The 19196-nt window shown below is 40.1% G+C and carries 15 protein-coding genes; 6 read left to right on the forward strand and 9 right to left on the reverse strand.

Annotation, left to right across the window (positions count from 1 at the left end; all coding sequences use genetic code 11):
* Positions 1-12 precede the first annotated feature (12 nt).
* From PSPO_RS17320 to PSPO_RS17345, 6 genes are all read right to left on the reverse strand, one after another.
* Positions 13-1290 carry a S41 family peptidase gene (locus PSPO_RS17320; RefSeq protein ID WP_010559289.1) on the reverse strand — a complete coding sequence of 426 codons (1278 nt, stop codon included), beginning with the start codon at positions 1288-1290 and terminating at the stop codon, positions 13-15.
* Between the two features lie 67 nt (positions 1291-1357).
* Positions 1358-2056 carry a hypothetical protein gene (locus PSPO_RS17325; RefSeq protein WP_010559288.1) on the reverse strand — a complete coding sequence of 233 codons (699 nt, stop codon included), beginning with the start codon at positions 2054-2056 and terminating at the stop codon, positions 1358-1360.
* Between the two features lie 168 nt (positions 2057-2224).
* Complete coding sequence (locus tag PSPO_RS17330; protein ID WP_021033029.1) at positions 2225-4036, reverse strand: sensor histidine kinase; 1812 nt, start codon at positions 4034-4036, stop codon at positions 2225-2227.
* A gap of 82 nt (positions 4037-4118) precedes the next feature.
* Positions 4119-4997, reverse strand: coding sequence for an HDOD domain-containing protein (locus tag PSPO_RS17335; RefSeq protein WP_010559286.1), 879 nt, complete (start codon positions 4995-4997; stop codon positions 4119-4121).
* Between the two features lie 249 nt (positions 4998-5246).
* Positions 5247-5870, reverse strand: coding sequence for a peroxiredoxin-like family protein (locus tag PSPO_RS17340; RefSeq protein WP_010559285.1), 624 nt, complete (start codon positions 5868-5870; stop codon positions 5247-5249).
* A 116-nt stretch (positions 5871-5986) separates the two neighbouring features.
* Positions 5987-7030, reverse strand: coding sequence for an alkene reductase (locus PSPO_RS17345; RefSeq protein ID WP_010559284.1), 1044 nt, complete (start codon positions 7028-7030; stop codon positions 5987-5989).
* 126 nt (positions 7031-7156) lie between these two features.
* Between PSPO_RS17345 and PSPO_RS17350 the strand changes: the two genes are divergently transcribed.
* Positions 7157-7738, forward strand: a complete 582-nt coding sequence (locus PSPO_RS17350; protein WP_010559283.1) for a TetR/AcrR family transcriptional regulator — start codon at positions 7157-7159, stop codon at positions 7736-7738.
* Positions 7739-8036: 298 nt separating this feature from the next.
* Here the strand turns inward: PSPO_RS17350 and cspE are convergent, their stop codons facing one another.
* Positions 8037-8249 carry a transcription antiterminator/RNA stability regulator CspE gene (cspE, locus tag PSPO_RS17355; RefSeq protein WP_010559282.1) on the reverse strand — a complete coding sequence of 71 codons (213 nt, stop codon included), beginning with the start codon at positions 8247-8249 and terminating at the stop codon, positions 8037-8039.
* A gap of 451 nt (positions 8250-8700) precedes the next feature.
* Between cspE and kynA the strand changes: the two genes are divergently transcribed.
* The 3 genes from kynA (at position 8701) to PSPO_RS17370 (ending at position 12636) form a co-directional block, all read left to right on the forward strand.
* The gene (gene kynA / locus PSPO_RS17360; protein ID WP_010559281.1) at positions 8701-9546 is read left to right on the forward strand and encodes a tryptophan 2,3-dioxygenase; all 846 of its coding nucleotides are present in this window, start codon (positions 8701-8703) and stop codon (positions 9544-9546) included.
* A gap of 14 nt (positions 9547-9560) precedes the next feature.
* A complete protein-coding gene (locus PSPO_RS17365; protein WP_010559280.1) occupies positions 9561-10742 on the forward strand; it encodes an aminotransferase class V-fold PLP-dependent enzyme in 1182 nt (393 codons plus the stop codon).
* A gap of 409 nt (positions 10743-11151) precedes the next feature.
* Entirely contained in the window at positions 11152-12636 is a 1485-nt protein-coding gene (locus tag PSPO_RS17370) for a DUF3360 family protein (RefSeq protein WP_010559279.1), read from the forward strand.
* A 9-nt stretch (positions 12637-12645) separates the two neighbouring features.
* Here PSPO_RS17370 and PSPO_RS17375 read toward each other — a convergent pair whose 3' ends face one another.
* Together PSPO_RS17375 and PSPO_RS17380 are read right to left on the reverse strand one after the other, a co-directional pair.
* Positions 12646-13647: a helix-turn-helix domain-containing protein gene (locus tag PSPO_RS17375; RefSeq protein WP_233430579.1), complete on the reverse strand. Its 1002-nt coding sequence runs from the start codon at positions 13645-13647 to the stop codon at positions 12646-12648.
* A gap of 10 nt (positions 13648-13657) precedes the next feature.
* On the reverse strand, positions 13658-14473 hold the full coding sequence (locus PSPO_RS17380; RefSeq protein WP_158523464.1) for a GGDEF domain-containing protein: 816 nt from the start codon (positions 14471-14473) through the stop codon (positions 13658-13660).
* A gap of 403 nt (positions 14474-14876) precedes the next feature.
* On the opposite strand from PSPO_RS17380, the gene PSPO_RS17385 reads away from it, so the two are divergent.
* Both PSPO_RS17385 and PSPO_RS17390 read left to right on the forward strand, forming a co-directional pair.
* The gene (locus PSPO_RS17385) at positions 14877-17666 is read left to right on the forward strand and encodes a TonB-dependent receptor (RefSeq protein ID WP_010559276.1); all 2790 of its coding nucleotides are present in this window, start codon (positions 14877-14879) and stop codon (positions 17664-17666) included.
* A 37-nt stretch (positions 17667-17703) separates the two neighbouring features.
* The gene (locus PSPO_RS17390; protein WP_010559275.1) at positions 17704-18969 is read left to right on the forward strand and encodes a metallophosphoesterase; all 1266 of its coding nucleotides are present in this window, start codon (positions 17704-17706) and stop codon (positions 18967-18969) included.
* Positions 18970-19196 lie beyond the last annotated feature (227 nt).

The raw sequence follows: 19196 nt of genomic DNA on the forward strand, positions 1-19196 counted from the left end.
TATATTCAGCCGTTACATACTGGTAGAGTGTTGTAAGTACTCAATCGCTTTATTAAGGGCTGGATCACCACCTTGATGATCTCTATCTGTTGGGATAACTAATATATGTGGCTCAAAATCTTCTCTAAACGTGCCATTTACATGATATAAACGCTCAAATGCCATTTCTAGCCACGCATCACTTTGTTTTAATGTCACTGTTTTAATACCACCGAGTAAGTCGGCCATGGGTGCGCCAATCACGGTTTGTGCGCCAAGGGCGTCAAGTCCAATAGTCATACCTTCACCCATACTGCCGGTCCAACGACCAGCAAGCACAATAAATGGTTTTGCATAGTGCGGTTTAGTTGGCGTAACAAACGCTGTTTGCATTGGTGCTTTGTGATACGCCATGTTAAGCGTTTGCGTGCGATAGGTTTGATACGGTGTTTTTGCGCTAACAAAGTGACCCAGAATGGGTTCTGCAACGCCAGTATTGCCGCCACTTGGTGTATTACGCAAATCAATAATCAGTGCGCGTGTATGCTTAAGTGCGTTAATCGCTTTTTTAAACGAGGCCGCCGTTTGGTTGTTACCAAGGGAATTATTAAAGCGGATATAGCCGAGACCATCTAAATTACGGTAGCTTAATGTCGGACCATCGTTGAGTGCATTAATCGCATCATAACTGGCGGCAAGTGTAATGGTTTTTTGAGTCCCTTTGTTATTAGTAAAGGTAATCGCTCGCGTTTGTTTACGAAGGCCGCCAAGTACAACATTTACCCCATACTCAATTTGTTGTGGCGATAAGGTTTCAAACCCTTGACCAAATAAGCTGGCGACAAGAGCCTTTATTGGCTGGTTATCCATTTTTATAATTGTTGAACCTAATGTGAGAGTGCTTTTATCTGCAGCTGAACCAGCTTTGATATCTTGCACAATAAATTGGCCGTTTTGATAAATAGCACGGATATCTGAGCCGGTTGGAAACACACTAAAATCTTTTTTATCGTAGGGACCAAGGTTTAAATGCGGGTCGGAAAAGTTACGCATAAGTTGCTGGCTAATGTCATTAAACTCAGCCTTGTTTTTCGCCTTCAGCGCTTTACTTTTAAACTGGTTCAATACTGTATTTGCATTGTTTAACCTATCAAAATAGGCGTATTGTTTTGTCAGTACGTGTTCAACCTCTTGCCATGCGCTTGTTGCGTTAAACGCTGTGGCAGCGTTTATATTAAACGTAGCAAGCGTTAAAGTCGGCAAGCTCAGGCAAAGTGGTGTAATTAACTTAGTTTTTAGTGATGAAAGCATGTATCGGTAAACCTTTGTTATTGTTTTATTTGTTGTGTCGTTGATTACAAATTGTTGAGAGCTTAAGCTAGTTAAGCGAAGTAGTAATGTACTGCTCTGAGACACCGTAGTAACTGGCTAGCAATAAACATTTTTGTTCGATGTAATCGGGTGTTAGGTCAAAATCGGCACGCTGTTTTTTAAATCGCTTTAATGCAGAATTTAAGTTGTCGCTGTTTAAGGTGATTTGGCTACGCTCTATTTCACACAGCGCAATAAATGCAGTGAGTTCATGATTTGGTAACACTGTACCTTGGATGTTTAAATGCAGGTAACACTCCAGCGGCGTTAACCCATTAGATTCACGTTGGCTCAGTGCTTTTGGTAAAAACACATTACTTTCAAATAATAAGAGTGAGCGAACATAAGTAAAGGGCACGTTTGTGTGTTCACCGCGGGCAACAAATAGGTAATGTAAGACATTGCGCTTCATTGTATCTTGCAGTGAAAAGTTTGCCATTTTCTGCAATAACGGCGTAAAAAACGATAATGCTTGGTTATTTTTAAGCTGCGCTACTAACGGAGTGGGCATCGGGTGTTCGCCGTTTAGCGTGACACTTAAACGTTGAAAATAATCAAACGATTCTACGCTTTTATTGGCCTGCAAGTTTAAAAACAGCATTATGTGTGCTTGACTCTGAGGCGTTTGCGTTAAATAAAAGGTGGTGATTTCTTTTATATTGCCTGTTTTAAGCAAGCCTATGAAATGGCTAACAACTTGATCCATAATGTAATTCAATTAACTTTATACGCGTTTACATTAACACAGAAAGCTAAGTGTGTTGACCTTTGCTGTCTATTTCTAGAGCGCATGGCTTAGCGAAAATAGTAACCGTTTATGTATTTTGCTAGATGGTAACCCCGATAACGCTGTAAAACTAAATCAACAAGCTTGTTACTCATCAAATTTAAGATTGTAATCAACGTCATCAAAATGCAGGTAAATACATACGCCTTCACCTTCGATACTTTGAAATTCGATTTCACCTTTAAGGCGTTGCGTGACCAAGTTGTACACAATACTCAGCCCCAAACCGGTTCCGCCTTTGGCACGTTTTGTTGTTACAAAGGGCTCGAAAATTTTGTCGAGCAATGACTCTTTTACACCTGCACCGTCATCCATGTAACGGAAGTGCAGTGTTGCCCCCACCATTTTCGCCACGATATTAATGTTTAAGGTTTTATTTGGTTCACTGCCGTGACGTAAACTGTTAACAATAAGGATTGTAAATATCTGATTAAACGCACCTAAATAGCTTTTAATAACCAGTCCATTTGTCGCTTCGACACTAACGTTAACATCGTATTTATCAAGTTCGTGTTTTAGGCTATCAAACAGATTATTTAAAAAGGTTTCGACATTAAATTCGACTAATTCGTCGTATTCTTGATGCGACGCAACTTGCTTAAAGTTATTAATTAAATTAGCTGAACGGTTTAAATTTGACTCCATCAAACTTAAACAATTTTCCGCATCCAAGATCATTTGCTCTAGGGTGTTTTTTTGCAATGTGCCTTGGTTAAATGAGTGCTTTAGTTGCTCTACTTGATCTCGTAAATGTGACTCGCTGGTAATAGCAATGCCAAGGGGTGTATTTAATTCATGGGCAAATCCTTTTACCATAGTACCAAGACTTGCCATTTTCGCGTCTTCAATTAAGCGCTTTTGCGCCAAACTTAAGCGGTTAATTAGTTCCTCAATATGGGCAAGTAGGTTATCAATATTTTTAGCCAGATCGGTTACTTCATCATCACCGCGTATATTACTGCGCATTGAAAAGGTATCAGATTGGCAAATCGAGCTGATAAATGTATTTAACTCAAACAAGCCATATCCAATACGCCGATTAATTAAAAATGAGCTTAGTAAACTGAATGCTAAAAATACAAATGTAACGCTGAATGTGATGAACAACACTTGATTACTGGCGTCTTTTGCGCGCTCGTTTAATAGTAACGATAGGTTAGTAAAGCGTTCATTAATAACCTGTGCCAGCACTTTATTTTTACCGGCAACACCTAGGGTTGACGACTGCCCCATGGTGTTTAATAGGGCGGTGTATTGGGTAAAGTTGTAATCATAGTCTTTTAAATTATCAATCAACTGGCTTTTTAATTCGCTGTTATGAGTTTGTAGGTAAGCCTTTGCTTGCACAAACATTTTTTTATGCAGTTCTAAGTACTTTTTATCCCAGCGCAATAGGTAGTCTTTTTCTCGGCGCCTTAATTCTAATATCATTATCTCAAGGGTTTTATCGTCAATTTGCTGGCTAACGGCTTGAACTGCATGAATGGATTTTCTAAAGCTGCTTCGAATACCTTGGTCTTCATTAAAACCAAGCTGTTTTTGAATGGCGATTTGCTTATTGAGATTTTGTTCAAACTCGCGCATTGCTTCTTGAATTTGCGTAAGCAGTCGCGTTGCGATTTCAATGTCTGCGACTTGTTTAAATAACGCAAAATGCAGTTGTGAATAATCATCAAATTGTTCTTTTGACCATTCCATCATTTGCTCGTCTTTATCAAGAGAAAACTCTTGTTGTAAATTAACGGTGTCAGACAATACTTGTTTAAAGTCGGTCAGTAATTTCGTAATTCGGTAGTGATTAGTGACGTTTTGATAGATTATGGCACCACAAATGAGCACCACGATAAAACTGATTAACAAAGCGACTTGCGAACTTATAAAGGCTGTTTTTAATTTCATAATTGGCTGCCTGATCCGTTTTTATAAAGTGTAGGTCAAAATATTTAGCTGTAAACGATTGAACTTATGTTAGTTTCAAACGTTAAATGGCCAGTAAACGGTACTTTTCTTCAGCAAGCGATATGGCTGTTGGCAGTTGGTTTAGCAATTGCGCAAAGTTAGCGTGCTGGTTTTGCCAACTAAGTAGAATTTCATTGCTCGCGATTAACTCATTTAATACATCAAGCTCAAGTGCCTGATGCGTGAAATAAATTTGGGTCGTTAAATCGCAAAACTGCACTCGGCGAATTGTCTCTAACAAAGGCATAAACTGTTTAAATTTATCGGGCAGGTTATCGTGGTGATGGAAGTAAATTATCTCGGGAATAGGGCTTGGGATATGCCATGTTTTACAAATTTTTGCGCCATTAAACGCGTGTTGACGCTGTAAATAAGCGATACGGTGCTTTTCATAGGGCTTTGGTAAATACCAGGTTAAATCGTCAAGCGATTCAAAGTACTTGGCATACAGTTTGTGGTTTAATGTGATGTCTATATCGTGTAATAAACCAACTAAGTAAGCCATATCAGCGGTGATCACGCTGCGTAACAGTACGTCATAGGTGGTTTTTAGTAATTCCGCTGAGATTAACGATTGACGCCACAATTGTTTTTCAAATTGACTGGTGGGCACAAATACCTTGGTCAGTGCCACTAAGTTTATTAAGTTAAATACCTCTTTTGTGCCCATGCGTACAATCGCATCTTTAATACTGCGAATGGGTTTAATAGCGGCTTGTTTGGCGGTGTTGCTAAGTTGAATTATTTTGAGGGCAAGGGGCGGATCGCGCTCTGCGAGTTTTTCAATTTTGTTGAAGTAATCTTTATCATCAAGCGGAATGCTCAACAACTCGACCAATATTGTCGGTAATATTGGCAAATCGGATACCTGTTCTTGTGGTGATGCTTGGCGTGTTGCCATTCACAAACCTTAAGATGAAAGTCATTTCAATTTGCCAATAAGTATAGTTAACCAAAACTCGAGATAACAAATTACAACATAAAAGTAATGTTTACTTACTCAGATGTTTGGTGATTTTAATAAGCTTACGATTGATAAGCACAATTGCATTTACCCAAATAAGTTATTCAGTGTTAAATCAGTGTATTTAGCTAACTCAAATTGCTTAACATGAATCTAGCTTCGTGAGGCTATTAATAGGCTGGTTGCTTACTTATAAACTTCAGCCACTTTAAGTAAAACATCCTCATGTAATCTAACTTTAAAATTAGGGTTTACGTAATTAAACTGCACTAATCCTTTTTCATCAATTACGTAAATAGCGGGTACAGGTAATACTAATCGAGGTTCACCGGCTTTGTTACGCTTTAGCGGGTTGGTTAAATTAAGGCGTTTAACATAGCGCTGAGTTGTTTTGGCGTCAGTAAAAAATGCAATACCAAAGGCTTTGCTGATCTCGCTGTTGTAGTCAGATAATAAATCGTATTGCAGTGACATTGTTTCAACGCTTTTGCTTAGGTCTTTCGGTGCGTCAGTGGAAATGCCAACGAGTTTAAAGCCAAGTTGCTTTAGTTCTGGCTCAATTTTTTTGAGTTGCCCCATTTGGGTATTACAAAACGGGCACCAGCCTCCACGATAGAAAAATAAAATCGCTTTATCGCCATTTAAATACTCTTTTAGCGATGTGGTTTTACCGTTTATTTGAGTAACGTCAACGTCAGGGATAACCTGTCCGTTCAATAAAGGGGTAACCTCATCACTCGACTCAGCAATTGGCTTTGCGCTTAGTAAAAATGGAACAATAAGCACAAGGCAAAGTAAAAAACGTTTCATATTTGGGGTCCTAGTTATTACGTTACTTACTTGACCCGACAAGTACTTATTTAATTTCAAATGCTTTTAAAAAGATTAAAAAGGCGCTACGTTAGCCCCTTTTTTAGTGATATAAATTAAACCAGCTCCTGCAGCATCTCTTCGTTATATGGCGTAAGTTCTTCCCCATTTTTTATGCGTTCAACGTAATTTGGGTTGGCAATAAATGGACGACCAATGGCAAGCAAGTCAAAACGCCCCTGATTAATTGCCAACTCACCCGATTGCGCACTAAAACCACCGTTACCTACTAATGTATGCGGGTAATTTTCGCGCACGTAGTCAGATACGCGACCGCCTAGGTACTCGAAGCGTTGCTCATCGTCAAAAATACCAATGTGTAAATAAGCAAGTTCGCGCTCTGAAAGTGCATCGAGCAAATAGTCAAATACTGCGCGGTCGTCTGAATGGGGTTCAAGATTAAAATAAGCTCCTGGTGAAATACGAAGCGCTGTACGTTTAGCGCCAATTCGCTCGGAAATAGCGTCTACCACAAGCAGAGCAAAGCGTGACATGTTTTCTGGCGAACCACCAAATTCATCAGTACGATGATTGCTGTTGTAATGCAAAAATTGGTCGATTAAATAACCATTTGCACCGTGAATTTCAACACCATCGAAACCGGCATCTATGGCATTGCTTGCCGCTTGCGCATAGTCTTTTACTAATTGCTCAATTTGCGCAACGGTAACAGGGGTCGGCTCAATATATTCAAGTTCACGCATCCGTGGCACAGTATCTTCAACTTTTAACGCACTTGGCGCTAATACACTGTTGCCATTAAAAAAGTGAGGGTGAGCAACACGACCTGTGTGCCAAAGTTGTGCAAAAATTTTGCCGCCGTTGTTATGTACTGCCTTTGTAACGCGTTGCCAACCTTGAATTTGTTCCGCGGTGAATAATCCCGGTGTATTTGGATAACCTTGGCCGTCGGCACGAATAATAGTCGCTTCTGAAATAATCAGGCCCGACTGTGCGCGCTTTGCGTAATATGTTGCCATTTGCTCTGTAGGTACGAGGTTTTCATCAGCCATACAGCGTGTTAATGGCGCCATTAAAATGCGGTTTTGTAATGTGATTTCAGCGTTTAACGCAACTTCATCAAAAAGTGATTTAGCCATGTGTTTATGTCTCGTTAATTTGAATGCTTATTCAAGTTAGCTTTATTTGAATGTTCATTCAAGTGCTTTTTTGAACAAATATTCAAATTAAGTTATATTGGCAAACTATTGATTAAGAGGTCCGCTATGAGAAGTGCTGAATTTGATCGCGAAACGGTTTTGCGATCTGCGATGAATGCGTTTATGCATAAGGGATACAATAAAACCAGCATGCAAGATCTAAAGGCCGCAACGGGCTTGCATCCAGGTTCAATTTATTGCGCTTTTGAAAATAAAAAAGGGTTACTGCTTGCAGCAATTGGTCAGTACAACCAAGACAGCACTGCATTTTTTAACGCCTTCTTTGAAAAAGCGCCATCGCCATTAGCAGGTTTAAGTGCGTATCTTAACCATATTGTTGAGCAATGTTTAAGTTGCGAACCTGAAGCGTCGTGTTTATTACAAAAAGCACTTAATGAATTGGCGGAACAAGATTCTGACGTGCAAACGCTGGTTACAGAGCAACTTCATCGTTGGCAAGCAGGATTAGAAGCAATCATTGAAAAAGGCATTCTTGCCGGTGAAATTGTTGGCCAGCGTGATGCAAAGTGCAGGGCACGTTCGTTGGTGATGAGTATTTATGGCTTGCGTACGTATGGTTACACACATCCTGAGCCAGATGAGTTAAAAGCATTAGCAGAACAGGTGATTAACGATATTTCTGTTTAGTTATTTGCGTTCAATAATAGGCTTTTATAGCGAAATTAAACTATCCAGCAATTAATAAACGAGCGCTTAATTACTGCGGCGATGAACCCGATTGAAAGGTGCTTGTTTAAACTTAATGTTTAAATGCGTACGTGAGGCTTTTTATAAACTAGGCAGAGCTTTTCTTTTGCAAACAATTTAATGTGCTCAAGCATTGTGACTAGTATGAGTTGTATTAGGCTAGGTTTTACTGAGTGAATACAAAAAACAGGCACAAAAAAAGCGAGTTAATAACTCGCTTTTTTCTTGTAGTGACTAATTAAAGTACTACAACGTTCGCAGCTTGAAGACCTTTTTGACCGTCTTCAACTTCGAAAGAAACCGCTTGACCTTCAGCAAGAGTTTTGAAACCTTCTGACTGGATTGCACGGAAATGTACGAATACGTCTTTGCCGCCGTCGTTTTGTGAAATAAAGCCAAAACCTTTTGACTCGTCAAACCATTTTACAACGCCTTCTACTTTGTTAGACATGTTTTTAACCTTTTTTAAAAGTGTATATTTTGGTGATTATCACCGTCGGGCTTAATTTATATTTCAGCTAATATCGCATCTAGCATCTGGTACAACTTTTAAAAAGGAGTAACGAAGGAACAACGCAGTAATAGGGATTGATCTATGTTTTAAGCGCTTTGAATATTAGTCCTTTAAGGGTGTTTTGTCTAGTAAAATTGGCATTTAATAGGTCGGATTAGTTAATAAAGGCGCGATTTTGCTGCGCTTTACACAGGTGTTAAGCAAAAAGTACACATTTTAATAGCGCGGTATTAGGCAAACACTGACATATTTTATTCAACATGTTTTAATTACGTGCGTCTCTAAGATATGCTTTTGGGTTATATATCATCGCATATGTTAGGCGTAATCAAACACATGTATAAAATAGCGCCGTATAACGCATAATAATAATTTTTGGAGCTTAGCTATGTCGTGCCCACATCATAACTTTCGTGAACTAGAAAAAGACATTCACACCGACTTTAAAGACGACATGTCGTATGGTGATTACCTTCAGTTGTCACAAATCCTTACCGCGCAAAAGCCACTATCAAATCAGCATGATGAAATGCTGTTTATTGTGATTCACCAATCGAGTGAACTTTGGTTAAAGCTGGCAGGGCATGAACTAAGTGCCGCAATAGACAATTTAAATAATGGTGATTTTGGCCATGCGTTTAAAGTTATTTCTCGCGTAAAACAAATTTTTAATCAGTTAACTCAATCGTGGAATATTTTATCAACATTAACACCGGTTGATTATTTAAAGTTTCGCGATGCCCTTGGTCACTCGTCAGGTTTCCAATCGTATGGTTACCGCAAGCTTGAGTTTTTACTTGGCAACAAAAATCACAGCTTATTAAAAGTACATGAGAGTGATGAGCAAGTGCACACAGAATTATCTACTATTCTCAATGCGCCGAGCTTATACGATGTCACTTTATCCATTCTTGCCAAACAAGGGCTAGAAATTGATGAAAGCCATTTACAGCGTGATAAAAGTCAACCGTATGAAAAAAATGAGTCAGTACTAAATGCATGGCTCGAAGTATATAAAGACGCTGACAAGTATTTTGAGCTTTACGAACTTGCTGAAAAGCTAGTTGATATTGAAGACAGCTTTCAACAATGGCGCTTTAAACATATGTACACAGTACAGCGTATAATCGGGAACAAGTCGGGTACAGGTGGATCATCAGGCGTGGCGTTTTTGAAAAAAGCGTTGGATATTAGCTTTTTCCCTGAGTTATTTGAACTTAGAACCAAACTGTAACAGGAGTATAAACGATGACAACTGCACACCAGTTACAAGGGTTTTATTCTGAGTTTGATGTGACCAATCGTATTCTTTTGTCTGGCCATTCGCATCAAGCGTGGCCTAATGCAGCAAAACAAGGGTTACTTGATTGTTTTAACGATGCGGCAAAGCATATCGACGATAAATGGGGCGCAGCGTTTGAAAAGGCCGATAAAGTGCGTGACTTTTATCGTACGTTACTCGGAGAATCACACGGTGAAATTGCGCTAGGCCAATCCACCCATGAATTGATTTTACGTTTTTTATCTGACTTAAGCTGTTTTAAGCATAAAAAACAAACACCGATAAAAATCGTCACCACTAATGGTGAATTTCATTCAATGCGTCGCCAGTTAGATCGTCTAAAGGACGTCAATATTGACGTCAAGGTGATTGATACTCAACCACAAGACACCTTGGCAGAGCGTTTAATCAACGCATTAGATAAAGACACAGATGCCGTGTTAGTTTCTGCAGTGTTTTTTGCATCCAGTCGTATTTTCCACCAAGTTGGCGATGTTACGGTTGCTGCACACGCGTTAAACATACCGTGTTTAGTGGATGTGTATCACGCGCTTAATGTCATTCCATTTAGTTTAGCGAGCTGGCAACTTGAAACTGCGTTTATTGTTGGTGGTGGTTATAAGTATTGCCAAGCCGGTGAAGGGAACTGCTTTATGCGCATTCCAAAAGGGTATAATGGTAGTCCAATTATTACCGGTTGGTTTGCTGAATTTGAAAGCCTTGATCAAGCCCCTGGAAAAGTCGGGTATGGCAAAGGGCAAGGTGCATTTGCCGGTTCAACATATGATCCAACAAGTCATTACCGCGCTGCGGCTGTATTTGATTTTTTTAATGCGCAAGAATTAAGTGCAGAACGACTTGCTGACATTAATAAACAGCAAATAACACGCCTTTGGCAAGGCATTGAAAGTATGGCGTTAACCGCAGGCGTACTGACTTTGCCAGAGCATGGCATTGATAATAATGCAGGATTTTTGTCATTGACGACACCTGAGGCTGCTACTTGGGTGAAAAAGCTAGCGGAGCAGGGAATTCAGACTGATAGCCGTGGAAACCAATTACGTCTAGGGCCAGCACCTTATGTAACAGATGAACAGCTTGATAATGCACTTGATGTAATAGCAAATATCGCAAAAACAATTGTATAAACATGTGCTTTTAAGCAGTATTGCCGTCTTTTTTATGTAAAGGCGGTAATGCACAACATTTAGATTTGTGAGGTTGAATTACGTTTATATCATGTCTCTAAATCCTGACGCTTCAATTAGTAACGTATCGGCTCAGGTAAAACTCTAAACCCCCTTCTGACACGTTAGACCTAAACCCCTTATTAGACTAATAGCTATAGGCTAATGTTGTTACGCTAATTTAAATTAAAAATATACTAAGTGATTGATTTCAATATACTAAATACAAATCCCGATAATAACTGATTAAATTTAAAGCGAAAAAAGGACGTTTTTCAAATAGCTACTCGACTTATGGCTAACTTTCATTACGCAACGACTCCGCTATGGTGTTTTCATAATAAAAATCTCATCTGTAGTAGGAGATGCAATGACAACACCAACAGACACCAATTGCGATACGCATAGTGCAAGTTATGAATCGCTTCACAAACCAAGCTCTGAATTCAACACACGCGACGAATATTTAGAGCATGAATTACAAATTATGCAGCCCAAACGCTGGCGCCCTAATTTACCGTTTCGTGATTATCGTTTTGAATTAGAAGATACCATTCCAGCAATGGCCGGCACCATAGGCAAAGTGGTTATGGTAGGGGCAATTGCAGCGACGTTTGCTGGCCCATTAGGGTTAAGCGATAGCTTTATACTTGAAAACGTGCGCTACGAGTTATTACTGGTCTCACTATTTATTTTACTGTTTTCTGGTTTTTTATTACCTACTGCTAACCTTGCAGGTACCCATGGGCCGCTTATTCCGCTTATTCCAATTGTCGTCGCTGCTGGCGGTCACCCAATGGCGTTTGGTTTGTTAATTGGCGCATTTGGTTTGCTGCTTGCGATTAGTAAGGGCGGTAGTGTGCTGGCGGGATTGACCAGTCGGGGCGTATGTGGGGGCTTGTTGCTTTATCTTGGTTTTATCGGCACAACGTCTCAGGTTAAAAAGCTATTTGCCTGGGCTGAAAGCATAAATATGGCGCATATAGCGTTTGTTATTATTTTTACCACGATTTTACTTTATGCGTTACTTGAACATTTTAAGAAGCGCTGGCTTGCTGTGCCACTAAGTTGTTTACTTGGTGGTGGCCTTGCCTTTGTGTTAGGCGCGCCGTTTGAATTTAAAACAGGTCCAGGTTTACCAAATATGGACCCTATGTATTGGTGGGGTGAAAGCACTGGTTGGATGTTAGGCTTACCCACCTTAGAGAGCTTTATTGTAGTGCTACCGTTTGCTGTGCTTGCAGTGGCTATGTGGTCTCCTGATTTCTTAGGTCACCAAGTGTTTCAAAAAATTAGCTACCCAGAGCGCACTGAAAAAGTACAAATGAACATTGATGACACTATGTTAAGTGCGTCGGCACGCCAAACATTCGGTTCAATTATGGGCGGTGCAAACTTTACGTCGTCTTGGGGCACATACATTGTACCTGCGGCTATCGCTAAGCGTCCCATTCCAGCAGGTGCCGTGTTAACCGCGCTATTTTGTATTATTGCTGGTATTTGGGGCTACCCAATGGATCTTGCTATATGGCAACCTGTGCTGTGTGTTGCACTTATTGTGGGTGTGTTTATTCCATTACTAGAAGCAGGCATGGAAATGACTCGCGAAGGTAAAACCACACAATCAGCAGCAATTGTCGTGTTCTCATCTGCGTTGGTAAACCCTGCATTTGGTTGGTCTTTAACTATGTTATTGGATAACTTAGGTCTGATTGGCTGTAAAGAGCGCTCTAAAGAATTAACGTCAATGAACCGCTGGATTATTCCACTTATCATGTTTGTTGTGCTTACGGGTGTAATGGCATTGGTCGGGTTGTTACCGGGTCTTCCAGCAATTATGCCTAGCTTTCGATAATTAAAAGGCTTATTTCGCCAAACGTAACTGGTTTGGCGTTTTCCCCGTTAAACGCTTTAACAGGCGACGAAAATTGGTTAAATCATTGATTGCCAGTTTTTCGGAGATGGATTGATTTGATGCAGAAGTTTGCAGTAAGTGAAACAAGGTTACGTTTTTAAGTACCTGATCTTTCTCGTACTTAAAGCTGGTATTGTGAGCCTGTAATTTGCGTTTTAATGTTGCCGGACTCATTGATAAATGGGCTGCGGCAGTTTCTAACGTTGTATTTGGTTTACAGGCAATGTGGCGCGCTAGCACGGTAAGTAGGCTGTTTAATTTTTGTTTTTTAGTCAGCTTATAAAATGCTTGGCGCCTTAAAATAGTACTGCTCCCTTTAGCCGGTACATCCAACTGTTCGCTCTTTATCGATATCAAAAGCAATGGCTTATCAAATATCACAGGTTGTTTTACATATGTGTGGTAATACTCAAGATGTTTAGGTGCTTTAAACGGCAATTGTATGGTGATATCAATTTCTGGAAAACGCCAGTCAATAAAGTGGCACACAATACTTATTAACGTTTCATAAAAGAAACGTTCAACTCGCTCGGTGCAATGTTTAATTCCCACATCAATAACAAAATGACGCTGTTGTTCGCTGTTAAATTCGCTAAATTTACATACCGGAAAAAACTCATTACTAAAGCACCTGAGCAGCTTGAATACGTGCGTTAGATTGCGTGCGTTTACAATTGCGGTTTTTATCTCAGAATTGTAATGATTAAAAAACTGTTGACCAATTTGAAAGCTAAAATCGTTATGCGGCAATAAATTCATACTATTGTGACAACAGACTGCTAACTGATCAAAACTAATGTTAATGTCGCTTTTTAACAGGTCGTAATAGGCTAATTTACTGCCGTTTAGCACTTTACTGGTATCTACGCCTTGCTGCTGACAAAGTTCAAGCAAAGGCAATAACAAAAGTGCACTTGGAATTACTTTATCGCTGCATTCAAAATAGGTCACGTTTGCCAAACTATGCCACCTGTTTTTGTAGCGTTAGGGTGTGGTTTAATCGCATCAGCAAAGAGGTCACGTCATCGCCACGCGTTACCTCAATACTTGACTGATGAATTGCGTTAAAAAGGGTTTTATTGTCAAAGTACAAGACATGTTGCTTAACCATATTCGCAACGTGGGTGTTAATTACTTGGGCTTGATGCTGTTTAGTATTTGGCATCAGTACAATAAAGCGGTCTCCAGCGTAACGGCAGGCTAAATCGCTATCGCGAATGTTTACTTGAATTAAGCTGGCAATATCATGTAATAGTTTATTGGCAGATAATTTACCTTGTTCGCGCAAATAAAGGTTAAACGATTTTATGTCGAACACACTTATGCAAAATGGTGTGTTATGGGTATTGAAATGAACAAGCTCGGCGGCAATTTGTTTTTTCATATAACTAGCTGAGTACAGCCCCGAAATCATATCGTAAAAACTGTGTTCTCGATAAAAACGCTCGCTTTTAATTAAACGGTTATTAATTATTTGCTGTTCTTTATGCCAGTAGTAAAGGGCGAAACTCATCATCACGAGGCCAAGTACTGCGGGAATTGCCTCAAGCCGAGAAAACCACGCATACTCATTTTTGTAGCGAAAAAATTCATCGAGCAGGTCAAGTAACATGGAAAAATGCACCATGCTGATGCCAATGAATAACAGCGTGGTTAACTTTCCTTTCGGGCGGGTGTAAAGCGTAACAATTAACCAGCATAAGGTAATTACAGCAATACCGCCCTCACCAATAACATCGAGCCATTTAATACTGGCAACGGGTTTTGCGTTACTCATGTGAATAAACGAACTGGCCAAAAGTAGTAAGCAGGTGAAAAAGGCAAAAACTAAATGTTTGTGCAGCGTAAGGTTGGTGATTTTCATAATGATTGAACAGGTTTTTTGATCATTTTCTTGGGTTTTAAGCTATATGAGTAGGGTTAGATTAGCTCATAAAAGGTATCAATTTTATGACAATCATTGAGCCATTACAGGGATAAAGGCGTTTTAGGTTGGTGCGAGGGGGTTAATTTAGCTCATAACACAGTAAACCAAGTGATTTTTAAGCCATATCAGTACTTAGTTGATTGTACTGCAATATTTTTTTCATATCTCCCAAGTAGGGTAGCGCTGTCTCAGCAACGAGCGCTAGACAACAGAATCTCTCGGCATATGCCTTAACCCCTGAAAGAGAATAATAATGGAAAGTAATAAACCGTCAGTTTTTAAGCGTACGCAACTTACTCTTGCTGTACTTGCTAGTTGTTTATCCTGCCAAGTAGCAGCGAATACCGTTTCTGGTCGCGTTAGCGATGCTAATCAAAAAGTGTATTTCGAAGGTGCTAAAGTCGAAATTCAAGAACTCAATAAAAGTGTTGTGACCGCGCGTGATGGTTCGTATTCGTTCACTAACCTGCCAGTGGGTGACTACACGTTAGTCATTTCGTACCTTGGTGCTTTGCCTAAAACAATCAGTGTAACAATTAACGAAAGTGGCATTGTAGAGAAAAATGTGCGCTTGTCGTCGGCTCAAACCGCAATCGAAGACATGATAGTTGTTGGCACCAGAGCGGGACAAGCCGGTGCCATTAACCGTCAGAAAAACGCATTAAGTATAAAATCCATTGTGAGCAGTGACTCTATTGGCCAATTGCCTGATCAAAACGCAGCAGAAGCACTGCAGCGTTTACCGGGTATGTTTATTCAACGCGACCAAGGTGAAGGGCGTTTTGTTGGTATACGTGGTATTGACCCGAATTTAAACAACGTAACGATTAACGGTGCTAACGTGCCATCGCCAGAAGCTGGCGTGCGAAGCGTTGCGATGGATGTGATCCCAAGCGAACTAGTGCAAAGTTTAGAAGTTAGCAAAACCGTGACACCTGATATGGACGCAAGTGCAGTAGGTGGTTCGATTGATGTTAAAAGCTTAAGTGCATTTGATCGAGAAGGGCAAAGCTACAGTGCCACGGTACAAGGGTCATACAATGAGCAAGTAAGTGAGAGCAGCCCAAAAATATCAGCAAGCTTTACTGACGTATATGAATTAGATAACGGCAATGAACTCGGTGTTGCAACTGCGATAAGTTGGTTTGAACGCAAGTTTGGCTCACACAATTCAGAAGTTGATGGTGGCTGGAATGAGATGGAAGTTGAAGGCCAATCAAGTGGTGACGACATAAACTTTTTCGGCGCTGAAGAGATTGAACAACGTCATTATCTAGTAACCCGTGAACGCTTAGGGGCTGCACTTAACTTAGATTATAAAACAACGGGCAACTCTGAATATTATTTGCGTACTTTGTGGAGTGAATTTGCTGATGATGAATTCCGTTTACGCAATGAATATAAGTTTGATAAAGGTACTGTGCTTGAAGATAGCATCAGCGACAAATCAGCGACATTTGTTGACGCAGAAATGGACCGCGATACAAAAGACCGCTATGAGACACAGCAAATTCTGTCTATGGTGTTAGGCGGTAAAAATCACCTAAACGATTGGTTTGTTGAATACGATTTAGGGTATTCGAAATCAAATGAAAAAGAACCCGATCGCATTGATGCGGACTTTGCCGGCGAAGGCTTCATTTTAGGCTATAACACGACGAATGCTGCACCTGATTTAGCTCACTCGCCAAACGCGCATGATTTATCAAACTTTGAGCTTGATGAAATTGTAAGTGAAAACAATGTGTCGGAAGATGAAGCGCTAAGCGTGAAGTTTGATATCAGTAAAGATTTTGTGTGGCAAAACAACAATGCTGAGTTGAAATTTGGTGCAAAATACCAAACGCGGGAAAAATTTAACAATGTAAACGTGGTTGTTTTTGATGGCGGCTTTAATGATGCATTAGCTAGTCAATTTGCAGTGGGTACACCAGATTATGATTTGGGCTCATTTGGACCAGGATTATCGCGCAGTGCTATTGCACAATTTGTTAACGCTAATAAATCAAACTTTGATGTAAACGCCATTGATTCAAAAATTGATAGCTTTGGGCAAAGCTATACCAGTGATGAAGACATTCTAGCGGCATACGGCATGATCACGATGGATATCAATGCATGGCATATTGTTGCAGGTGTTCGTTATGAAGACACGTCATTTTCAACCGCAGGTAACCGTGTTGAATTAGTTGCTGATGACATTAATGACAGTGAATTTGTTGAAATTTCACCGTGGCAAGTAGATAAAGATTACAGCCACTTTTTACCTAGTTTAAATGTTAAATATGACGTAAACGAAAAGCTTATTACACGTTTTGCCTACACCAATACCATTGCTCGCCCAACATTTGGCGACAGCGCTGCGTATCAATTAATTGAAACCGAAATTGTTGATGAAGATGGCGAAACAATCACTGAGCGTAAGGCTGAGGTGGGTAATCCGGATCTAGACCCGTACGAGTCACTTAACCTTGATACATCAATTGAATATTACCCAGGCAATATTGGTGTAATGTCGGCGGGTTTATTCTACAAAGATATTGATAACTTTATTGTAATGGCCGAAGTGCAAGACAATGGTTCTTGGAATGGTTTTGCTGAAGTAATGCAGCCAATTAATGGTGGCAGCGCCTCACTCACAGGTGTTGAATTAGCGTGGACCAAGAACTTTAAAAATGGCTTGATGTTTTCAGCCAATGGTACCTTTGTTGATGCTGATGATAAGTTACCAAATCAATCTGATACTGTTGCTAATCTCATGTTTGGCTATGAAACAGCTAAAATTAGTGCACGTTTGAGCGCCAGTTACAAAAGCGAAGCGTATCAATATGAGCTTGGAGATAAAGGGGTTTACGAACAAGCCCATACTCAACTTGATTTAAGTACTAAATACTATATCAACCAACAAACCCAAGTGTACTTTAACGCCGTGAACATTACTGACGAGCCATATTACTTGTCGCATGGTAATGAGCGTTACAGCCTACAATATGAAACATACGGACGTTCGTTCGAACTCGGATTTACTTTTACATCTTTCTAAATGAGGTGCCGCTAGCCAATCGCTAGCGGCGATTTGTATGAAAAAAATAACCATTTTAACAAGTTTATTATTAGCAGCGAGCGCATTGCCTGCACTTTCCAACGAGCGAATCTCGTTTTTAGCATTTGGCGATGGCGGCTACCACCCAGATTATCCAAAACAAAAACATTTAACAAAGCCAAAAACTAAAGCTGAATTTATTGCCGCTGAAAAAAAAGATTGGCTAGAAGAGCACCGCCCAATCGAAGAGTTTGGCCACGCGCCAATTTATGTTTACCCGGGCACCGAGATTGCCACTGAGGATACAGGAGCCGCAAGTGTTGGCAAGGCAATGGCAACGCTTTGCCAAAACGTTGCATGTCAGTTTGGTATTCAGCTGGGTGATAATATTTACCCTGATGGCGCCGATGCAAATGATGGAAAAGACGACCAGAAACGCATGAACGACCTTATTTTATCGCCGCTAAAGCCTTTGTTTGAGCAACAACCTGAGTTAGTTGTGTACTCTGCATTGGGTAACCATGACTGGAAAACATCGCGTAAAGGGGTTGCACTTCAAACAGCTTGGATGGCAAAACAGCCTAATTTCCACATGGATAAACAAGGGTATTACCGTTTTAAACAAGGCTCACCCGGAAATGATGTGGAATTTTTTGTGTTAGACACCAATATGCTGTTATCAGGTCAGCATTACTATGAAATCCCACTAGCAACAGATGGTAGCGAGCAGGGTTTAGCAACGGCTCTTGCTAAAGGGCAAGCAGAAGTCGAGGACATTGAAAAACACGAAGTACCGCTTGATGGTGAAGATCATAAACAGCTTGCGTGGCTGGCTAAAGGCTTAAAAACCTCAAAAGCAAAATGGAAAATTGTCTATGGTCACCATATTTTATGGTCAATTGGCGGCACAAAATACGATGAAGGCCATGTATTAAGGCGCTTAATTTTGCCTGAACTATGCCAATACGCAGATGCCTATATTGCAGGGCATGAACATGATTTAGAGTTATTAACGGATGATTGTTCGCGTGTTTCATCTGATAAAAAACCACCATTACCGCTTATAATTAGTGGCGCTGCGTCTAAAATGCGCGGTGTGCATCGCGGACTTGCAAATTATCAAGAGCGTCAATATCAAGAATACGATCTCATTTGGAATAAGGCTTTCACTTGGGGATTTGCCCATATTGAACTCGATAACCAGCAAGATGAGTTAAACGTTAACTTTTATACGACACCAACAAATAAAAGTGGTGAGCTAGTAAAAGAGAAAAGCTTTAGTTTTAAACACCGCAGTAAATAACGTGATTTTTACTAATTGCTGTTAAAACATTCTTTTTAAACTTAAGTTTTTAATTTAGCTCATATCAGATTTAACATTTTGGATATGGGCTTTATTTTGACCGACAGGTAGTTCTGAATGAGGAGTAGTTGCTGATATAATTTTGCTCAAACCACAAGTAATAGAGTGTTATGTAGGTAACCCGTTTTTAAACTTAGTGGGTGTACAAATTAGTCCCTGAATTTTAA

The organism is Pseudoalteromonas spongiae UST010723-006 (assembly GCF_000238255.3).
GTDB classification, from domain to species: domain Bacteria; phylum Pseudomonadota; class Gammaproteobacteria; order Enterobacterales; family Alteromonadaceae; genus Pseudoalteromonas; species Pseudoalteromonas spongiae.